Below are 16217 nucleotides of genomic sequence, written 5' to 3' on the forward strand. Positions count from 1 at the left end.
GGAGGAACAATGAACGAGCCCACGCACCGGTCCTTTCTCGTTGTGGATGTCGAAAATTCAGGTGACCTAGGCAATATCGAGCTCGAAACGATGCGCTCGACACTGTACCGAATATTGGACGAAGCGAGCACGTGCGTGGAAGGCGTTGTGGCAAAGGAGGATCGGGGTGACGGAGTCATGCTCGTATGTGATCTTTCCGTGCTGGATGTCCTCGATCAGCTTGTCGGGGGGCTTCTCGGCGGGGTGCGGATGCACAACAACACAGTCGATCCGCCGGACTGGTTGCGGGTGCGTATCGCGGTCCACGAGGGCTACGTGCACATGGACGAGCACGGCTGGATGAGCGATGCGCTGACCACGACGTTCCGGATGAACGGCGCAAGGGTGGTCAAAGACACCCTGAAGCACGCTTCGCGAGCTCACGGCGTCGTGGTCGTCTCGGATGTCGTGTACCAGGGTGTGGTGCGCCATAACTATCGCGCGACGGTGACCTCCGCAGAGTATCGAAACGCGGTAATCAGCACCAAAGAGGGCAATATATCGGGCTGGATTCGCGTACCGGGTTATTCGGTCCCACCGCTTCCGAGTAGCGCAGCCGCGCCGGCGGGGGCCGATCGGGGCGAACCTGAAGCGGGAGTAATCGGGTCCGACGCCATCACCGCCAACATTGTCGTCGGGAGGGATGTACGAGCCCACAGGATTGTCGGGCGAGACTATTTCGGCGGGTCGGCATGAGTGAGTCGAAGCCCGAGGAGCCGTCACCGGACGGCCCGGATTCGCGCGAACCTGTTGTTGCCGAGCCCGTCGCTGCTGACCCTGTTGCTGCTGACCCCGCCGCTGCTGACCCTGTTGCTACTGATCCCACTGCCGACCCCACCACCGAGAGCAACGACCCCCGCGAACGCGCCGCGGACCCGGCCCGCCGACGCCAGTCGCGTACGGCCGCCGATGCCTTGTCCGATGCGCTCACCTCCCTCCAAGGGCTGTCGGTCAGCGCACATACCGTGATCCTCGGCGATGCGTCGGTCGGCACTTTGGTAGGCCGTGACCAGCACCGTAGCTCGTCCGGTTCGGGCCTCGTGCCCAGTGGACCCGTGTCATCCAAACTGCTCGAACATCTCGAGAACACCTTCGTGCCCCCGCCGCGATTCGAGGAGGTGCGGCACCGACTCGGCGCGCAACCACTGCTACTGCTGCGCGCCCCGCGCGGTTGGGGACGAACGGCTGCGGCCCTCCGTGCGCTGACAGAGGAGTGCGCGGCCGGCGTGCACAAACTCAATCCGGACGTCCGGCTGCGATCGCTGGAGATCGAGTTCACTCCGAAAACCGGATATCTGCTCGAGTCGCTCGGGTTCGAACAGGCGAGGGCCCTCTATCTGTTTCATCTCGAGGAACTGAGCCGGACGTTGACCGAACACAGCTGCCGAATGATCGTCGTGCTGGACGGCACGGCCGAGCTGTCGGCCGACGCAGACCCATTTTTGCTCGAGGGTGGCGAACCAGCTGACGCTAAAGACCTGGTGCGCAGACACCTGCTGGTGCACCTGCCCTACGAGCAGGCCGAGGAGCTGCTCGAGCGCACCGAGGTGGCGCCTCTGCTGGCCTACGCAGCACAGGATCGGCTGCCGGCCCGGGACCTCGCCCTACTGGCCGCAGAACTGGCCGACGTGGTGGCTGGCCGACTGGATATCGCCAACGTCGTCAACAGGCATTCAGCGTCGGCCGACAGCCGTTTCCGGCAGTGGTTCGACGATGAATTGGACACGGAGGCGCGAGCTTTCGCCATTGCTCTGGCGGTGTTCAACAGGATGCCGCTACACATCGTGTCCCGCGCCAGCCGGATGCTGGCCCTGCGGATTGCCGAGGAAGAAGCATCAGACGACGATGACGAGGACACACCCGCGCGGCCGGTGTTCGGTGTGCGGAGCACGGAGATGCTCCGCAAAGTCCAGGCGGAATTGTACCAATCCACCGAGGACACCGAGTTCGGCCGGATCCGGGTCCAGGCCGCGAGATTCGTCGACGACCGGTATCCCCGTCGAATTCTCGAGCATGTGTGGCAGGAGTATCACGACGCACACGAGCTGGTCCGGGAATGGTTGCGAGAGCTCGGCAACGATCCCGACCTCTGGGTATGCACGCACGTCGGGGTCGCGGTGGGCCTGCTGGCCACCTTCGAGTTCGAGCATGCGAGACAGCTGGTGATCGAACCTTGGGCGGACAGTGGCCGCCGGCACGATCGGCTCGCCGCTATCGGCGCGCTGCAGTTCCCCAGTCTGCACCCGGAGCTTGCGCCGATGGTCACCCGGATGCTCACGGCTTGGTCTCGGAAGGATCAGCCGTTGGCTCGGCGAGTGACTGCTGCCGCGGCCTTGGGCAGCACAATCGGACAGACCATGCCGGATCGCGCCATCAAGATGCTGCGTCGCGCCGCTCGCAGCGGTCAGTGGGAAATCCAGGATGCGGTGTGCTACAGCATGTTACAGCTCTTCAAGGTCACCGAGCTGACTGGCCGAGTGCTTACGGAGTTGCTGCAATGGACCGAATCGCAAGAGCTCAACTTACGAGGTTCCGGCTTCTCGTGCGTGCTGTGGTTCAGCTTCGACTTGGAGGTCGATACTCCTCGGGGAGCGCTGCCCTGGCCCGTGATGATCTGGCTTGCCGATGAGTCGGCTGACCACCGCCCCGACCTCATCACGCTCTTTGCACGCCTGATGGAAGCACCGTACTACCTGCCCGCCGCCTACCGGGAGATCCGACGATGGGTCCGGATTTCTGAGAAGGATCGCCAGCTGCGCGGACCGCTGGGGAGGCTGTTGAGCGATCTCGGCCAAGCCATTCAGGACACCGAGATCCTGCGTCGGTACCTGCGGGACTGGGCCGCGGAGCGCAAGGGACCGGAGCATGCGGTGAAGGAGCTGCTGACAATGCTCGATTCTGAGGACACCGAGGACGAATCGCCGTGAAAACAACAGAGGATCCCAAACCGTTGATCCGCTACGAGGAGACCACGACACGCGCATCCTGGCTCAAGTCCCGTCCGACGCCGGGTGGGCACACCGCCGTGGTGTCCCTGGACAGTAGTGGTCAGCTGATGCTTGTGCGTCGGAGGCCGACCGCGTCCGAGTGGTTCCACAGCCCGCCCACCGGAGTGTTCTGGGTGGATGTTTCGGTGCACCACGCCGCACTGAGGTTTGAGCTACCCACTGCGGAAGGTGTTTTCAAGTTCCTGTGCGCCGCCGACCTGTCATGGCGGATAGGCGATCCGGTGCAGGCTGTGCAAGATGGGGTGAGCAATGGTCAGCAGATCTACCTGCCGTACCTCAAGCATCAACTTCGTTCGATGAGCCGACAATTCGCGTTCGACTGCTTCGCCGCCGCCGAGCAGTCCATCAACGCCTATTTCGCCGGTCGTTCGGTCGATATGCAGTGCGGCATAACCCTGCTGAGCTGTCAGGTGGGGCTCACGCCGGAGTTGGAAACCGAAAGCCACATCATGCAGCGCACTCTCGATCTCCGAAACGTGGAACGGCGCGACGCGGAGCACCGGGCCCAAATGCACGACGCCGAGCTGAAGCGGGACGAGAACGAGACGGAACATGCGGTGCTGATGCAGAGCGTTACGTTCGGGCAGGAGATCACAGAGCTCGAGGAGCGCCACCGGTTCAGCCTGGAGCGGCAACGGATGGACTTCTACGCGGACACGCTGCGAGCCGGTGAACTCGGCGTGCTGGCGCTGCGTTTGGCGTCCAATAGGGATGACGTGAACGACGTCATTCAGATCATGATGAACCAGAAGCAACTTGATTTCGAGACTGCGCGGGACATGCTGAACGCACTGCTGGAGCAGCGTCTGGTCAATCGGAAGGACGCGCACGACATCATGGCACGGGCGACCAAAGTCGTCGCGGATCACTGGAAACAGCGGCCAGCGGCAGTGGTGTCCGCGAAAGCCGAGCCGGTCCAGGAACTGACCGGGTCATCGATGGCCGGGATCGAGGACGCAGATGTGGTCGACGAGTCGGATGAGGACGAAGAAGTGGACGAGGACGAAGAGGAGGATGAGGAATACGCGTAGCCTTGCGACGGCTACTGCTCGGGCTTCCAGTCCTGCCAACGTGGAGTCCACCAGCAGTCGCCGCGGTTCAATGCGGAAGCGACGCGATCAGCCTCCCGCCACACGCTGTCGGCTTCTGCCTGTGTGATGCGGCCGCCGGCAACCTGGTTCGCTACGTCGTCACGGTCTTTCCACGTCCAGGTTCCGTCTCCGACGACGATGTCGAGACCGTGGTCGTCGGTGTCGAAGTAGTTTTCGCCGCGGCTGTAAGGCCTTTCGAAGTTGATGTACCAGTGGTCGAAGCGGCCATGGTGGAAGAATGCCCAGACGGAATATGCGTCTGTCGGCCGGTACGGCTGCAGTACGCTGCTGCCGGACCATCGGTCACGGTCGGACCACGGGTGCGGACCGAACGGATGTGGTGGAAAGGTGAAAGGCGTGCCGTCCACGATCCACACGGCCAGTACCTCGTCGTCCGCGATGACCTGAACCGGCATCGTCATCCATACGTCGCCGTGCAGTACCTCTCGCCGCTGGACAGTCGAACCCACAACGAAGCGAGTCATACGAATCACGTTAGCTGCTCTCACTGGGGTAGCGAGATGGCTTACCCTGCAGCCGAGGCGACGGTTCCGTCGGCGGTGCGCAATGCTCGAGCCAAGCGATTGATGTCGGTCTCGTGGCTTCGATGTGCCACGCGTAGACGTTCGGTGGCTGAGGGGATCTGTGGCATCCACGACATCGGATTCTCACCACGATCGGACGGTGCTGTGTCTCGGCTGGCCACTCGAATCGAATGTGCCTGGTCCAGGTGACTATGTCGTATTACCTTCCCCCGCAGCCGATTCGAACACCCCACCCGCTGCTGCCACCGCCGCCGCGGCCGCCGCGCGCTCTGGGAGGCCGGAGTCGGGTGGTGTGCGTAACAGGACCAGTTGGTGGTACAGCGGTGCCGTGGCGGCGATAAGTACTGCGCGCGCGTCGGTTTCGGGTGGGATCTCGCCGCGCTCGATCGCGCGGGTCACGACGATCTCGGACTGTGTGTAGCGGTCCTCCCAGAGTTGGCGCAGTGCCTGGGCGGCGTCCTCGGAGCGGAAGGACACCGCGATCAGCGCCGTCGCGATCGATGATTCGTCGGAGAAGGAGTCCTGGATCTCCTGATTCAGCAGGGCGAGGTCGCCGCGGAGGGAGCCGGTGTCAGCCGGGTGCCAGTCCAGGTCTCGGGCCGCGGCGAAGACGTCGGCGATCAGGCCGCCGACATCGCGCCAGCGGCGGTAGACGGTGGTGCGGTGTACGCCCGCGCGTGCCGCGACAGTGTCGACAGTGAGTGCGTCGTAGCCGTTTTCGGTCAGTTCGGCGTGGACCGCGGCGAGGACTTGGTCGCGGATGCGGGCGGTCCGGCCCCCCGGGCGTGGTTGCGGCGGGGTGGGGTTTTCGGAGGGAGAGCTCGTGGCGGCAGAACTCTCGGTGTCAGGGCTCACGGCGGCGGGGCTCTCGGTGTGAGGACTTGTGGCGGTAGGGCTCTTGGTGTGAGGGCTCGTGGCGGCAGGGCTCTTGGTGTCAGGTCTAGCGGCGGCAGGGCTCTGGGTGTCGGGACTCTCGATGTCAGGACTCATTGTCTTCTCGGCGTCGGGGCTCATTGTCGTTCCCGGGTTGATCGGCAGGACATCATCTGGCATCATCCTAATGCAACATTCGTCGCACTAGTGAGGTCGCCAATGCTCATTCGAAGTGTTCACCAGGCTCAGCGGTCGCCCCTGACCGTGTCGTCCTCGAATGCTTCGGAGGTTGTTCGTGCCCACTCAGATCACCGCGCTCGCGGTCAGCAAGTCCTTCGACGGCCGGGCGGTTCTCGACGCGGTCACCTGTTCGCTCGGCGCGGGTGAGCGCACCGGGATCATCGGCGAGAACGGGTCCGGCAAGAGCACGCTGCTGCGCCTGTTCGCCGGACGCGAGCGGCCCGACGAGGGCGAGATCGTCGTGCAGGCCGAGGGTGGCGTCGGGTATCTCGCTCAGGACGAGCGGCTGCCCGCGCACCTGAGCGTCCAGCAGGTCATCGACCGGTCGCTGCACGAGCTGCGCCGGATCGAAGCCCGGATGCGTCGTCTGGAACAGGAGATGTCCACCGGCGACGAGTCCGGCCTGGACGAATATGCCGAGCTGGCAACGGTTTTCGAACTGCGCGGCGGGTACGATGCCGACGCGCGGGTGGAGCGGGCCCTGCACGGCCTCGGGCTGGGCGTGGTTCCGCGCGGGCGTGCGGTCGGCGGGCTGTCCGGCGGCGAGCAGGTCCGCCTGCGGCTGGCCGCGCTGCTCGCCGCGGCGCCCGAGGTGCTGCTGCTGGACGAGCCGACCAATCACCTCGATGATGACGCGCTGACCTGGCTGGAGGATCATCTGCGGACCCGTCGCGGCACGACGGTCGCGGTCTCCCACGACCGCACCTTTCTCGACCGGGTCGCGACGACCCTGCTGGAGGTGGACTCGGATCGGCGGTGCGTGGTGCGGCACGGCAACGGATACCGTGGCTTCCTCGCCGAACGCCGGGCCGCGCGGGAGAACTGGGCCCAGGCCCATCTGCGCTGGCAGGAGGAGACCGACCGGTTGCGGGAGACCATCGCGACCACGGCCCGGCGAGTCGCACCGGGTCGTGCGATGAAGGACAACAACAAGATGGCCTACGACCGGGCCGGCGGCCGCGTGCAGCAGTCGCTGGCGGGCCGGGTCCGCAATGCCGAGGAACGATTGCGGCGGCTGCTGGCCGATCCGGTGCCACCACCACCGAAACCGTTGCACTTCAACACGGTTCCCGCCGCGGGGCGTGTGCACGGCGTCATCCTCGAGGCCACCGGTATCGCGGTCGAGGGCAGGCTCGCGCCCACGAGTGTGCGGGTGGCTGCGGGGGAGCGGTTGCTGATCACCGGCCCGAACGGTGCGGGCAAGTCCACGCTGCTGCGGGTGGTGGCGGGCGAGCTCGCGCCCGACGGCGGCACGCTTTCGCGGCGCGGCCGGGTCGGCTACCTCGCCCAGGAACCGCGCCCCGCGGTACCCGGGCAGACGCTGGCGGCCGCCTTCGCCCGAGGCCGTCCCGGCGATGGCATCGAACGCCTGATGTCGCTGGGGCTGTTCACGCGCGCGCAGCTCGGCACCCGGGTGGAGGATCTGTCCACCGGACAGCGGCAGCGGCTCGAACTGGCGCGGCTGGTCAGTACGCCGTCGGAGCTGCTGCTCCTGGACGAACCCACCAACCACCTCTCGCCCGGACTCGTCGAGGAGTTGGAGACCGCCCTGGCCGCTTATCGGGGTGCTCTGGTCGTGGTCAGTCACGATCGGCGGCTCCGAGACCGCTGGCGTGGCGCCCGGCTCGACCTGGGTGTACCGGTCTCGGCCCGATTTCGATTGCAACCGTCGATCACGCACTGACAGAACAGATTTCGCATGCCTGAACAGCCTTCTATCACGACACCGTCGGCCCCGTCGCCCGTCGGTACCATCCCAGAATCGAGTGACCGTATGCCTGAATCACCCCCTCCCGACCCGCTCACCGACTGGCTCCGCAGTCATGCCGTATCGCTGACCCACCTCGACCCCGGCGCACCGCTCAACGACCTGGAGCCCCTGCGCGAGATCATCGGCGACGCCCGAGTCGTCGCGATCGGCGAGAGCTCCCACTTCATCACCGAGTTCCAGCAGATGCGCGGCCGCATCCTGCGCTTCCTGGTCGAACGCTGCGGCTTCACCGTCCTGGCCTTCGAATACGGCTTCAGCGAGGGCTTCTCCCTCGACGCCTGGGCGCAGGGCGCGGGCACCGAGGACGAGCTGACGGCCCACCTGGCCGGGACGATCCCGGTGGGAGTCGATGAGCCGCTGCGCTGGATCCGCCGACACAACGCCACGGCCGCGACGCCGGTGCGCTTCGCCGGTATCGACATTCCGGCCGCCGGCGGTTCCCTGCTCCCCGCGCTGACCCCGGTCGCCGAATACCTGCGCGAGGTCGATCCGGAGACGCTGCCGGCGGTCGAGACGGCGATGGGGATCGCCGCCTCGTTCGCCGGTGCCTCCGCGGCGTCGGCCGCGCCGGGGTGGACCCGCCTCCCGGCCGCCGATCAGGACGCGCTCAGCGCGATACTGGCGCGCTTGCTCATTCGCTTCCGCGCCGTCGAATCGCTGTACGTGTCGCGTAGTGATCGGCGCGCCTACGACATCGCCCGCCGTCACCTCGAGGCCGCCGGTGCCGCCGACTACGGCTTCCGCGCCATGGCGGACCTCTTCGCCGGAACCGGTCTCGCCGCAGACACTTCCGCCCGCGACAGCTATATGGCCGACTCGATCCTGTGGCGCCTGCAACGCTCCGAACCCGGCACTCGGATCGTGCTGGCCGCCCACAATGCGCACATCCAGAAGGAGCCGGTCTCCTTCGACGGGCATCTGACCGGCTTCCCCATGGGGCACTACCTGCGCCGCGCCCTGGGCGACGACTACTTCGCCCTCGGCCTCACCGCCACCGCGGGACACACCGCGGATATGGTGCCGGACGAAAACGCGACCTTCGGCTTCACCGTCGAACCGACGCCACTGCGGCCACCCGAGCCGGGAAGTATCGAGGCCGCATGCACCGATGCCGACGTCGCCCCCGGTCTCGTCGACCTTCGCGGTGCACCCCGCGAGGTCACCGGTGGTCCCGACCGAACCCGGCTACAGAGCGCCTACCTGCACGTCCCCGTCCTCGACGCGTTCGACGCCATGCTCAGCACCGCGACCTCCACGGTGGCGAACGACGTCCGGCGGCCGTGAGCACTCTCGCACCCTCCGGCATCCCGAAAGGGCACGGAGCTAGCGCATCCAGGGGTTGTGCCGTGGCGCTGGAGTCACTCACGGTCTCTCGCCACCGTCCACGGTCGCGGGGATCAGCCGATCGGGCCCGTCGTCGTCAGCTCGGCGTCGGTGCGGCGCGCTCGCTTCGCCGATCTGCCACTGTCCCTGGCTGATTCGCCGACCCGGCGGACGCTCGGTGGCTGGATCAGCTCGTGACTGTCGCAGACGATCATCGGGCACGGGGCGCGATACATCAGGTTCTGGCTCACCGACCGTGACAGCATGCCGCTCAGACGGTTGCCGCCGCGGTCTCCCGACACCACCATCTGCGCGTTGCCGGCCCGTGCGGCCCGCGTCCGGGCCGACGTATCCGGCTCGATGACGTTCGTGACGCGCACATTCGGATACTGCCGCTGCCATCCCGCGACGAGTTGCTCGGTGCGGACCGCGTTGCGCTGCTGCGGTGACAGGCGCGCGGATTCCCGCCGAGGGGGTGTCGCGCTGCGCATGGCGATCACGTCGACGTCGAGCAGTTCGGCCAGTTCGAAGGCGTTGCCGATCGGGCCCGTACCGGCCGAGGCGCCGAGATCCACCAGCACCGGGCGCCGGTCCGACAGGGGATCGTCGAGGCGGCCGTGCCACACGGCGACGGGGCAGTGCGACTTTTCGGCGACACGCTCGGCGATCGATCCGGTCAACAGGGTCGGCAGTCGACGGGTGTCCGGACCGGCCACCACGACCATGCGGGCATCGGCACTGGTGGCGACGAGTTCGCGGACCGGGTCGCCGACCCTCGGCAGCTGTCGGATCGGCAGGCTCGGCTGATCGCGCTGGACGATATCGGCTACCCGCTCGGCCCGCCGCCGTGCCACCGACGAAAACGTCCGCAGCAGATCTCGTTCCGCCCGGCCTCCGGCCGCCACCGGATAGTCGGGGGCCGGAATGGTGCTGACCAGCAGGAGCGAAACCTGCTCGCGCGCGGCGAGGTCCGCGGCCCAGCGCGCGGCGGGTATCGCGGACGGGCTGTCGTCGACTCCGACGACGATCGGGCGATCGTTGTGCCGGTCCATCACTACTCCACCTCGCTTCGGATCGATCTTCGAACGGTGCTACTTCGGGCCATGCGAGGACGCCGCCGGGGAAGCCGTCGGCGCACCGCATGATGTTGGGCAGCTCGCGCATATCCGATGGTTTGACGAATCGGCATGCCGAATCGAGTGTTTCGACCTGCCTGGCGTCGACCGCATGCCCCTGCGTGCAGCGGAGGCGATGATCTAGGTTTGCGCTCGCGGTACCCACGCTAACCTCGCGGCAAACCTCCCGCCATGCATTAAAGCCCCCCAAGATCGTGATTTACGCCACGGCCCTGGTTCCATCGATCCGCACGTCGCCCGATGTAGCCAACGCAGAGAACAACACCCGCGCGGACGCCTCGCATCCCTCCGACGCGAATCGTCGCCGTCGCCTCACTCGCGAGACCGGCGGCGCCAAGAACGTCGTCGGGGCCGGTGTGATCGGCCGGCGCGGAACTGCCGCAGCCACAAGAGGGCATCCGCCGCTTCGGTGTCGCCCGCTGCCACTGCTTTTTCGCACCATTGTTCGGCTGCGTCGAGGTCGCCGCGGTGCAGACAGCTGCGCGCCAGATTGCTCATCGCGCCGGCGTCGCCGGCGTCGGCCGCCTTGACGTTCCACTCTTCGGCTCCGTCGGAGTCGCCGCGCAGTGTAAGGACTGTCGCCAGGTTGGTCATGGCGGCGGGCTCGCCTGTCGCGGCGGCTCGGCGGGCCCATCGTTCGGCCGCTTCGAGATCACCGCGGTCGGTGCATATGCGCACCAGATTGCTCATCGCGACGGTGTCGCCGCAGTCTGCCGCCCTGGTGTACCACCGTTCGGCCGCCTCGAGGTCACCGCGGCCGGCACGCATCCACGCCAGATTGTTCATGGCTGTGGGATCCCCAGCGGTAGCACCCCTGTCGTACCACGTTTCGGCGCCGGTGAGATCGCCGCGGATTTCCAGAATCCTTCCGAAGTTGTTCATAGCGGGGATGTGTCCGGCCTCGGCGGCCGCCTGAAACCAGCGTTCGGCTTCGGCGCGTTCCGAGTTCTGGTCGAGCAGCCGCCCGAGGTTGTACATCGCGTGATCGTCGCCCGCTGCGGCGGCTCGGCGATACCAGTGCTCGGCGCCGCTTCGGTCGCCGCGCTCGTGCAACAGCACGGCCAGGTTGTTCGAGGCCCGAATGTCTCCGGCCGTCGCGGCTTCGTGGTACCAATGCTCGGCTTCAGCCAGGTCGCCGTTCTCGTGCGCCGTCCGGGCCAGCAGGTATGCCGCTTCGGCGTCGCTGTCGGTCCGGCTCGTCCGGGAGGCATTCGATTCCTGGTCGGAATCCTCAGCATTCGGCCCCGAAGCCCCGGGTTGGATGAACGTGGCCTGGGTTTGCACAGCGGTGAAGTCCACGCCGTCCACCAGCGAGAGTGGCTGACCAGCGCCACGAACAACCGATTCGCCGCGCTGGATCGCGGCATGCAGAACAGCGACGGCGTCGGGGCCGAGAATGTCGACAAGCGGTCTGGCTCCGGACTCGAGCTGCGCCATCGCGAGTGCCCAGTCGTCGGGAAGAGCATCGTAGAGCTGCCGCAATGCCACGGCGGGCGCTCGTGCGAGCAGTACCGGGAAGAGTCGTGCGAGCGCATCCACGCAAGGACCCCGCAGGCCCGAGTAGACCTTGGACCGGAGGGCTAGCGTCGACAACTCGACCGGCTCGGCGAGATCGGCAAGCCGCTCCGATTCCGCGAACGGAAGCAAGGCGGCGATCCGGTTGCCCGGCAACTGATCTCCGGCCCGTGCGACCACTTCCGTGCTCAAATCACGGATCAGGAGCCGTTCGGCGCCGGGCATCTCCACGAGGTGGGCGAGCAGGCCGGCTACGGCGGGCAGTCGGTTCGGAGTCATCAGTGACCGCATGCTGTCGGCGAAGGCTCGGCGAGCGGACCGGCGGTCGGAAGACAGCCTCAGATCTGCGAGGGCAGCGTAGAGCGGGTCTTCGATCTGCTGTGGCGGGCGGGAGGTCCATCGACGCCCCGTGCGACCATCGATCATGCTCTCGCAGACGGCTGCCATCGCATAGGTGATGTCGTAGAGCGGACCCCTGGGCTGCTCGGGATCCGGACGCTCGGCCAGCGCCGACACATGCAGCCCTTCGAGCATTCGATCCGGCGGCTGCCCTGTGATGGCACTCTGCAGGCAGTGGAGGGATCCGAAGTGACAGAACGTCAGTACGGCCGCTTCGTGCAGGGCTGGGGTCGGCCGCAGTAGTTGGTGACCGAAGTCGAATTTGTTGGGCACGAGCTGTACCGCGGCCTCGAACCGTGCGTAGTGGTCCGGGCGCAGATAGGCCAGTGGAGTCGGATCGAGGTCTTCAGCCGCTGCCTCGTAAGTCCACTCGTAGCAATCCATTTCGGCGAGAGCGGCAGTGAACCGAGTCCAGAGCCGATGGGCGGACGCGTCCTCGCGGAGGCCGGCCGCGTTCCGAAACAGACCGGCATAGCCCACTGTCCGCTCCGGACCGTCCACGATCGCCTCGACGGACCGGACCGCGCGGGGCAGATCATGCGGAGCGACCCATTCGGTGAGAATGCGGACCGTACGCGCCCAACTGTGCGGACTCGCCACCGCCCCGGCCCACGGCGTCGCGGCGCGGATCCAATCCTCCGGGCGGTAGAAGAAACGCGTCTCGAGCCGCCGCCGCCATTCTCCGGCCCAGTCCGCCACGAACATCACGCCGTTGATCTCGTCCATCCTGTTCGGCGTGGTGGCGCGGCTCTTACGGAAGGGTCCGATCGGCGCGGGATCGACGAGTGCAGGGGCCCGCTCGGCGAACCTGAGGCATTCGTCGAGCAGCGCCCTCGCCCGCTCCGGATCGTCGGCATCGAGACAGCGGTGGCCGACCGATGCGAGTTCGGTGTACCGGTCGCTGGAAAGCGGTGACCAGGTGGTATTGGTAACCTCCTTGGCGACTTCCTCCGCCTGCAGCACGTCCAATCCGGCTAGTGCCTCAGCCAATTGGCTGAGGACGCTGTCCTCGTGTCGTCGATCGATGAACCCCACTTCCGGTCGGTCCGGTTCGATCTTCCTGCGCTTATCGGTGATCATTCGGAATGCTGCCGATCGATCGATTTCGGCCAGCGCGGACACCGCCCCGCGGAAGTCCCACTGGGACCAGCGGCCCAGCAGTTCCACAGCTGTATCCGGAGACCCGAGTAACACCCATAGTCGTGCGGCGCGCACCATGTCGGGGGCGTTGCGGCCATCGATATCGATATTCGACAGCCGGACCAGCAGAGCCCGGGCCGTTTCCGGCTCGTACTCCACCAATTCCATTGCGGCATCGGTCAGACCGCGTGCCGATGCCACCGGATCGTCGACTTCGTGGGCGCGGAGGCGTTCCAGGTGAGCTGCGGCCCGGTCGGGCTCCGGCACCGTCGCCCAGGCCCGCGCGAGCCGAGCGTGGCAGCGCAGCCGATCGTCGGGTGTGGTGTCGGCCAATGTCTGCTCGGCCGCCCGCAGCAGGTCCGGAATTTGCTCAGCCGACGACCGGTCGGCGAGATCCAGGTAATCGCGGGCCCGGCCGAAGCGGATGGACTCGATGAGCGATCGTGCCTGTGGGATATCGCTCGCTGCCGCCGCGACGCGATACACCGGATCCGCGGAATCATCACGGCCCGAAAAGGACGCCTCCTCTTCCGGCACCCGCTCCCACAGACGCAGCGCACGCGCCAGATCGTGCGCGGCGATGTCGAGGGCGGCCGAGCGCACCGGATACTCCATCGGCGGATACCTGCCCGCGCGCTGCGGCAGGATCTCCTCGTCGGGGACGGTCAGCGCGCATTCCACCAGCATGTCCCGCAGGTCGGCGGTCACGGAGTCGACCGGTGCGTGCCGCACGATCTCCCGCATCGCCTCGAACTGGTGGAGGGACGGCGCCAACGCGGCCACATGCTCCACCGCCTCGGCGGTACGCCCCATCCTGGCCATCAATCCGACTACGGCCGGGCTGATGCTGTGTCCCGACCGCAGCAGTTGGCGGCGTGCCACGCCGAGATGCACGATTTTCGGCAGATGCGTTGCCGGCGAGGGATTCTCGAGCAGTCGGGTGACGATCAGGTCGATCAATACGAGAAAGCGGCGATCACTTCCGAACATTGTGCGACAAGCCCGGCGCAAACCCGGGCCGACCAGATCCGTTGCCTCGTCGGCGACGACTTCCCGACTGTCGAGCAGATGGCGCCCCAGGTGGGCGAGGCCGTAGCGGTCGACGGTTTCCCACTCGAGGTCTTCCCAGGATGCGGCGGCGCCACGGTAATGCCGGACGATCCGCTCGTGCCATTCTCGCGCGTCCACCGCCCGATCCGGCCGTGCCAGCCGCAGTGACTCGCCGGTGAGAAATTCACCGATCGACGCGTGATAAAAGGTGATCCGGTCGCCACGCTGGTCGAGCAACCAGCGCAGTCTGGCAAGAACATTGCGAACGGAGCGGGGCCACACGCGAATCCCGGCGAGCCGAACGAGTTCATCGACGGTCAGCGCCTCCTCGGCGACGGCGAGGACTCCGAGGATCGGCTGCCCCACACCTTCCCACGCGGGCGTCAGGGTATCGCCGGGGCCGAGCGGGTCCGCCACGTCGAGCATGCCCAATTGGGATATCGCGGCCTGTATTCGGTCGACGAAGTAGGTGTACAAGCCCTCCAGTCCGGAGGGAATCCGGTCCAGGGCAAACAATTCCGCGTCTGCTGCGGTTCCTTCGGCAACCGCATCGTGCAGCGCCCGTGCGTAGGTCGCAAGGTACAGAAAGTTCCCCGCCGCCATTCGTACGACGTCGCGCTGGAACTGATCCAGGAACAGGCCCGCCGAACGGGCGGCTTCCGCAACGGGTTCGGCTCCGAGGGTCAGCCGCGCATAGGTACTCAGGTCTTCGAGCACGGGTCCGGCATCCGGATCGATCGCTATTTCGGCGAGTCGGCCCGCACGGGCGGACCGCAGCATTTCCAGTTGCGGATGCGGTCGCGAGGTAATCACGATGCGCACGTTCGCGGGCAACTCGGCGCCGTCCGCCAGCCAGCGCAGCAGGCTCGAAATCCCGTGCTCACCGGTCAACTCGTCGAGTGCGTCGAGCAGAATGACGATTCGCGCCGAGGGGTCCTCCGCCAGCAGCGACTCGGCCGGACCTAGGAGAGCCAGATGCGCCAGATTGTCCGGTTCCAGCAGCCGAGGTTCGAGGCCCGCGTATCCGATCTCGATCGCTGTCGCGGTGCCCGACACCTCGGCGACTCGCTGTTCGAGCTCGAGGACCGCCGTGCGATGGAACGGGGACGTGGTCAGGTCGTCGATCCTGATACCGACCGCCCGACCGCCCTGCGCGACCTTATCGATGTGCTGCCGGACGACGATCGCGAGCCGATCAGGGCGAAACAGCTCGGGCCGCCGCCGGGCGAGCTGATGACCGACCGACAGGAGGAACGATTGGATATCCCCGCCGACCAACGCGTCGCGGCTGTCACGGCGGACGAAATAGCAGAGCAGATCGGGGCGCCGGTGTGCCATGCCCGCCAGCAGACTGGTCTTACCCGCGCCCGGTTCGCCGGTGACGAGTACATAACCGTGGGCTTCGGTCGCCGCGTCGACTTTGTCCTGCAACCATTCTCGTACGACGAAGTCGGGACCCATCTGGTCCCGGATCAGCTCCGCGAAAGGATGTGTCCGGCGGTCAGCGGCCCCGTCCGCGGTCTCCTCCGAGATCCACACCAATGGCTTCCCCTCCCGCGGTCACTTCGTGCACTCGCGTGTGACCTTCGATGCTGCCCTCCGCTCGATCGGCACGGACCGCGGCCACGTATCCGGCAACCTGATCGGCATCGATGCTTCCCCGCACGACGGGGGCCGCGGACGACTCACCGGTGAACGACACCGGGATCCCGTAGACCGATTCGAGGACCCGGCGCAGTGCGTCGGCCAGGCGGAGGAGGTGCTCGTCCGACGGATCGATCGGATCGACGCCGGAGACGTACTCGTGCAGATCGGTTCGCAGTCCACGCATTTCGGTTTCGAACCGCTCGACCTGCGCCGAATCCGGAGCGGGCAGTTGCTCCGGCTGGGCGACGACGGGCGGTGTGTCCTCGCCACCTGCGGATTCTGTCCGCTCACGACGCCACTTGAGAAGCTCGCCCGCCTGGTCGTAGAGAAACTTGATTCCCTCGGTCAGTGCGACCGAACCGAGCGCGGCAAGCGACAGTGCATCCATCCCTTCGATGCTAGCCGATCGAAAAACCCGCGGATGCAGATACTTCCGGGGT

The 16217-nt window shown here is 66.6% G+C and carries 10 protein-coding genes; 5 read left to right on the forward strand and 5 right to left on the reverse strand.

The window, feature by feature from the left end; genetic code table 11:
- Positions 1-9 precede the first annotated feature (9 nt).
- The 3 genes from NM1_RS08425 to NM1_RS08440 are packed head-to-tail and all read left to right on the forward strand — an operon-like array spanning position 10 to position 4078.
- Positions 10-735, forward strand: coding sequence for a hypothetical protein (locus NM1_RS08425; RefSeq protein WP_147288838.1), 726 nt, complete (start codon positions 10-12; stop codon positions 733-735).
- Positions 732-2966, forward strand: coding sequence for a hypothetical protein (locus NM1_RS08435; protein WP_157123870.1), 2235 nt, complete (start codon positions 732-734; stop codon positions 2964-2966). Before NM1_RS08425 ends, NM1_RS08435 begins: the two co-directional genes overlap by 4 nt.
- Entirely contained in the window at positions 2963-4078 is a 1116-nt protein-coding gene (locus NM1_RS08440; protein WP_157123871.1) for a hypothetical protein, read from the forward strand. The genes NM1_RS08435 and NM1_RS08440 overlap by 4 nt, the downstream gene beginning before the upstream one ends.
- 11 nt (positions 4079-4089) lie before the next feature.
- On the opposite strand, the gene NM1_RS08445 is transcribed toward NM1_RS08440, so the two are convergent.
- Positions 4090-4623 (reverse strand): ribonuclease FAU-1 family protein, encoded by a 534-nt coding sequence (locus tag NM1_RS08445; RefSeq protein WP_068016137.1) that lies wholly within the window; start codon positions 4621-4623, stop codon positions 4090-4092.
- A 249-nt stretch (positions 4624-4872) separates the two neighbouring features.
- The gene (locus NM1_RS08450; RefSeq protein WP_068016140.1) at positions 4873-5538 is read right to left on the reverse strand and encodes a TetR/AcrR family transcriptional regulator; all 666 of its coding nucleotides are present in this window, start codon (positions 5536-5538) and stop codon (positions 4873-4875) included.
- A gap of 313 nt (positions 5539-5851) precedes the next feature.
- Here NM1_RS08450 and NM1_RS08455 point away from each other — a divergent pair, with 313 nt between their 5' ends.
- Both NM1_RS08455 and NM1_RS08460 read left to right on the forward strand, forming a co-directional pair.
- A complete protein-coding gene (locus NM1_RS08455) occupies positions 5852-7480 on the forward strand; it encodes an ABC-F family ATP-binding cassette domain-containing protein (RefSeq protein ID WP_174556851.1) in 1629 nt (542 codons plus the stop codon).
- Between the two features lie 90 nt (positions 7481-7570).
- Complete coding sequence (locus NM1_RS08460; RefSeq protein WP_068016146.1) at positions 7571-8851, forward strand: erythromycin esterase family protein; 1281 nt, start codon at positions 7571-7573, stop codon at positions 8849-8851.
- Between the two features lie 113 nt (positions 8852-8964).
- On the opposite strand, the gene NM1_RS08465 is transcribed toward NM1_RS08460, so the two are convergent.
- The 3 genes from NM1_RS08465 to NM1_RS08475 all read right to left on the reverse strand — a co-directional run bounded on the left by NM1_RS08465 (position 8965) and on the right by NM1_RS08475 (position 16165).
- Positions 8965-9942 carry a universal stress protein gene (locus NM1_RS08465; protein WP_068016149.1) on the reverse strand — a complete coding sequence of 326 codons (978 nt, stop codon included), beginning with the start codon at positions 9940-9942 and terminating at the stop codon, positions 8965-8967.
- Between the two features lie 396 nt (positions 9943-10338).
- A complete protein-coding gene (locus NM1_RS08470; protein WP_068016152.1) occupies positions 10339-15669 on the reverse strand; it encodes a tetratricopeptide repeat protein in 5331 nt (1776 codons plus the stop codon).
- Entirely contained in the window at positions 15632-16165 is a 534-nt protein-coding gene (locus NM1_RS08475; RefSeq protein WP_068016155.1) for a hypothetical protein, read from the reverse strand. Before NM1_RS08475 ends, NM1_RS08470 begins: the two co-directional genes overlap by 38 nt.
- Between the last annotated feature and the right edge of the window lie 52 nt (positions 16166-16217).

Origin of the sequence: Nocardia mexicana NBRC 108244 (assembly GCF_001613165.1) — a bacterium.
Taxonomy (GTDB): Bacteria; Actinomycetota; Actinomycetes; order Mycobacteriales; family Mycobacteriaceae; genus Nocardia; species Nocardia mexicana.

Coding starts and splice junctions, on each gene's coding strand:
- NM1_RS08435 (WP_157123870.1), top strand. CDS start 732: ATGAGTGAGTCGAAGCCCGAGGAGCCGTCACCGGACGGCCCGGATTCG.
- NM1_RS08445 (WP_068016137.1), bottom strand. CDS start 4,623: ATGACTCGCTTCGTTGTGGGTTCGACTGTCCAGCGGCGAGAGGTACTG.
- NM1_RS08475 (WP_068016155.1), bottom strand. CDS start 16,165: ATGGATGCACTGTCGCTTGCCGCGCTCGGTTCGGTCGCACTGACCGAG.
- NM1_RS08465 (WP_068016149.1), bottom strand. CDS start 9,942: ATGGACCGGCACAACGATCGCCCGATCGTCGTCGGAGTCGACGACAGC.
- NM1_RS08425 (WP_147288838.1), top strand. CDS start 10: ATGAACGAGCCCACGCACCGGTCCTTTCTCGTTGTGGATGTCGAAAAT.
- NM1_RS08460 (WP_068016146.1), top strand. CDS start 7,571: ATGCCTGAATCACCCCCTCCCGACCCGCTCACCGACTGGCTCCGCAGT.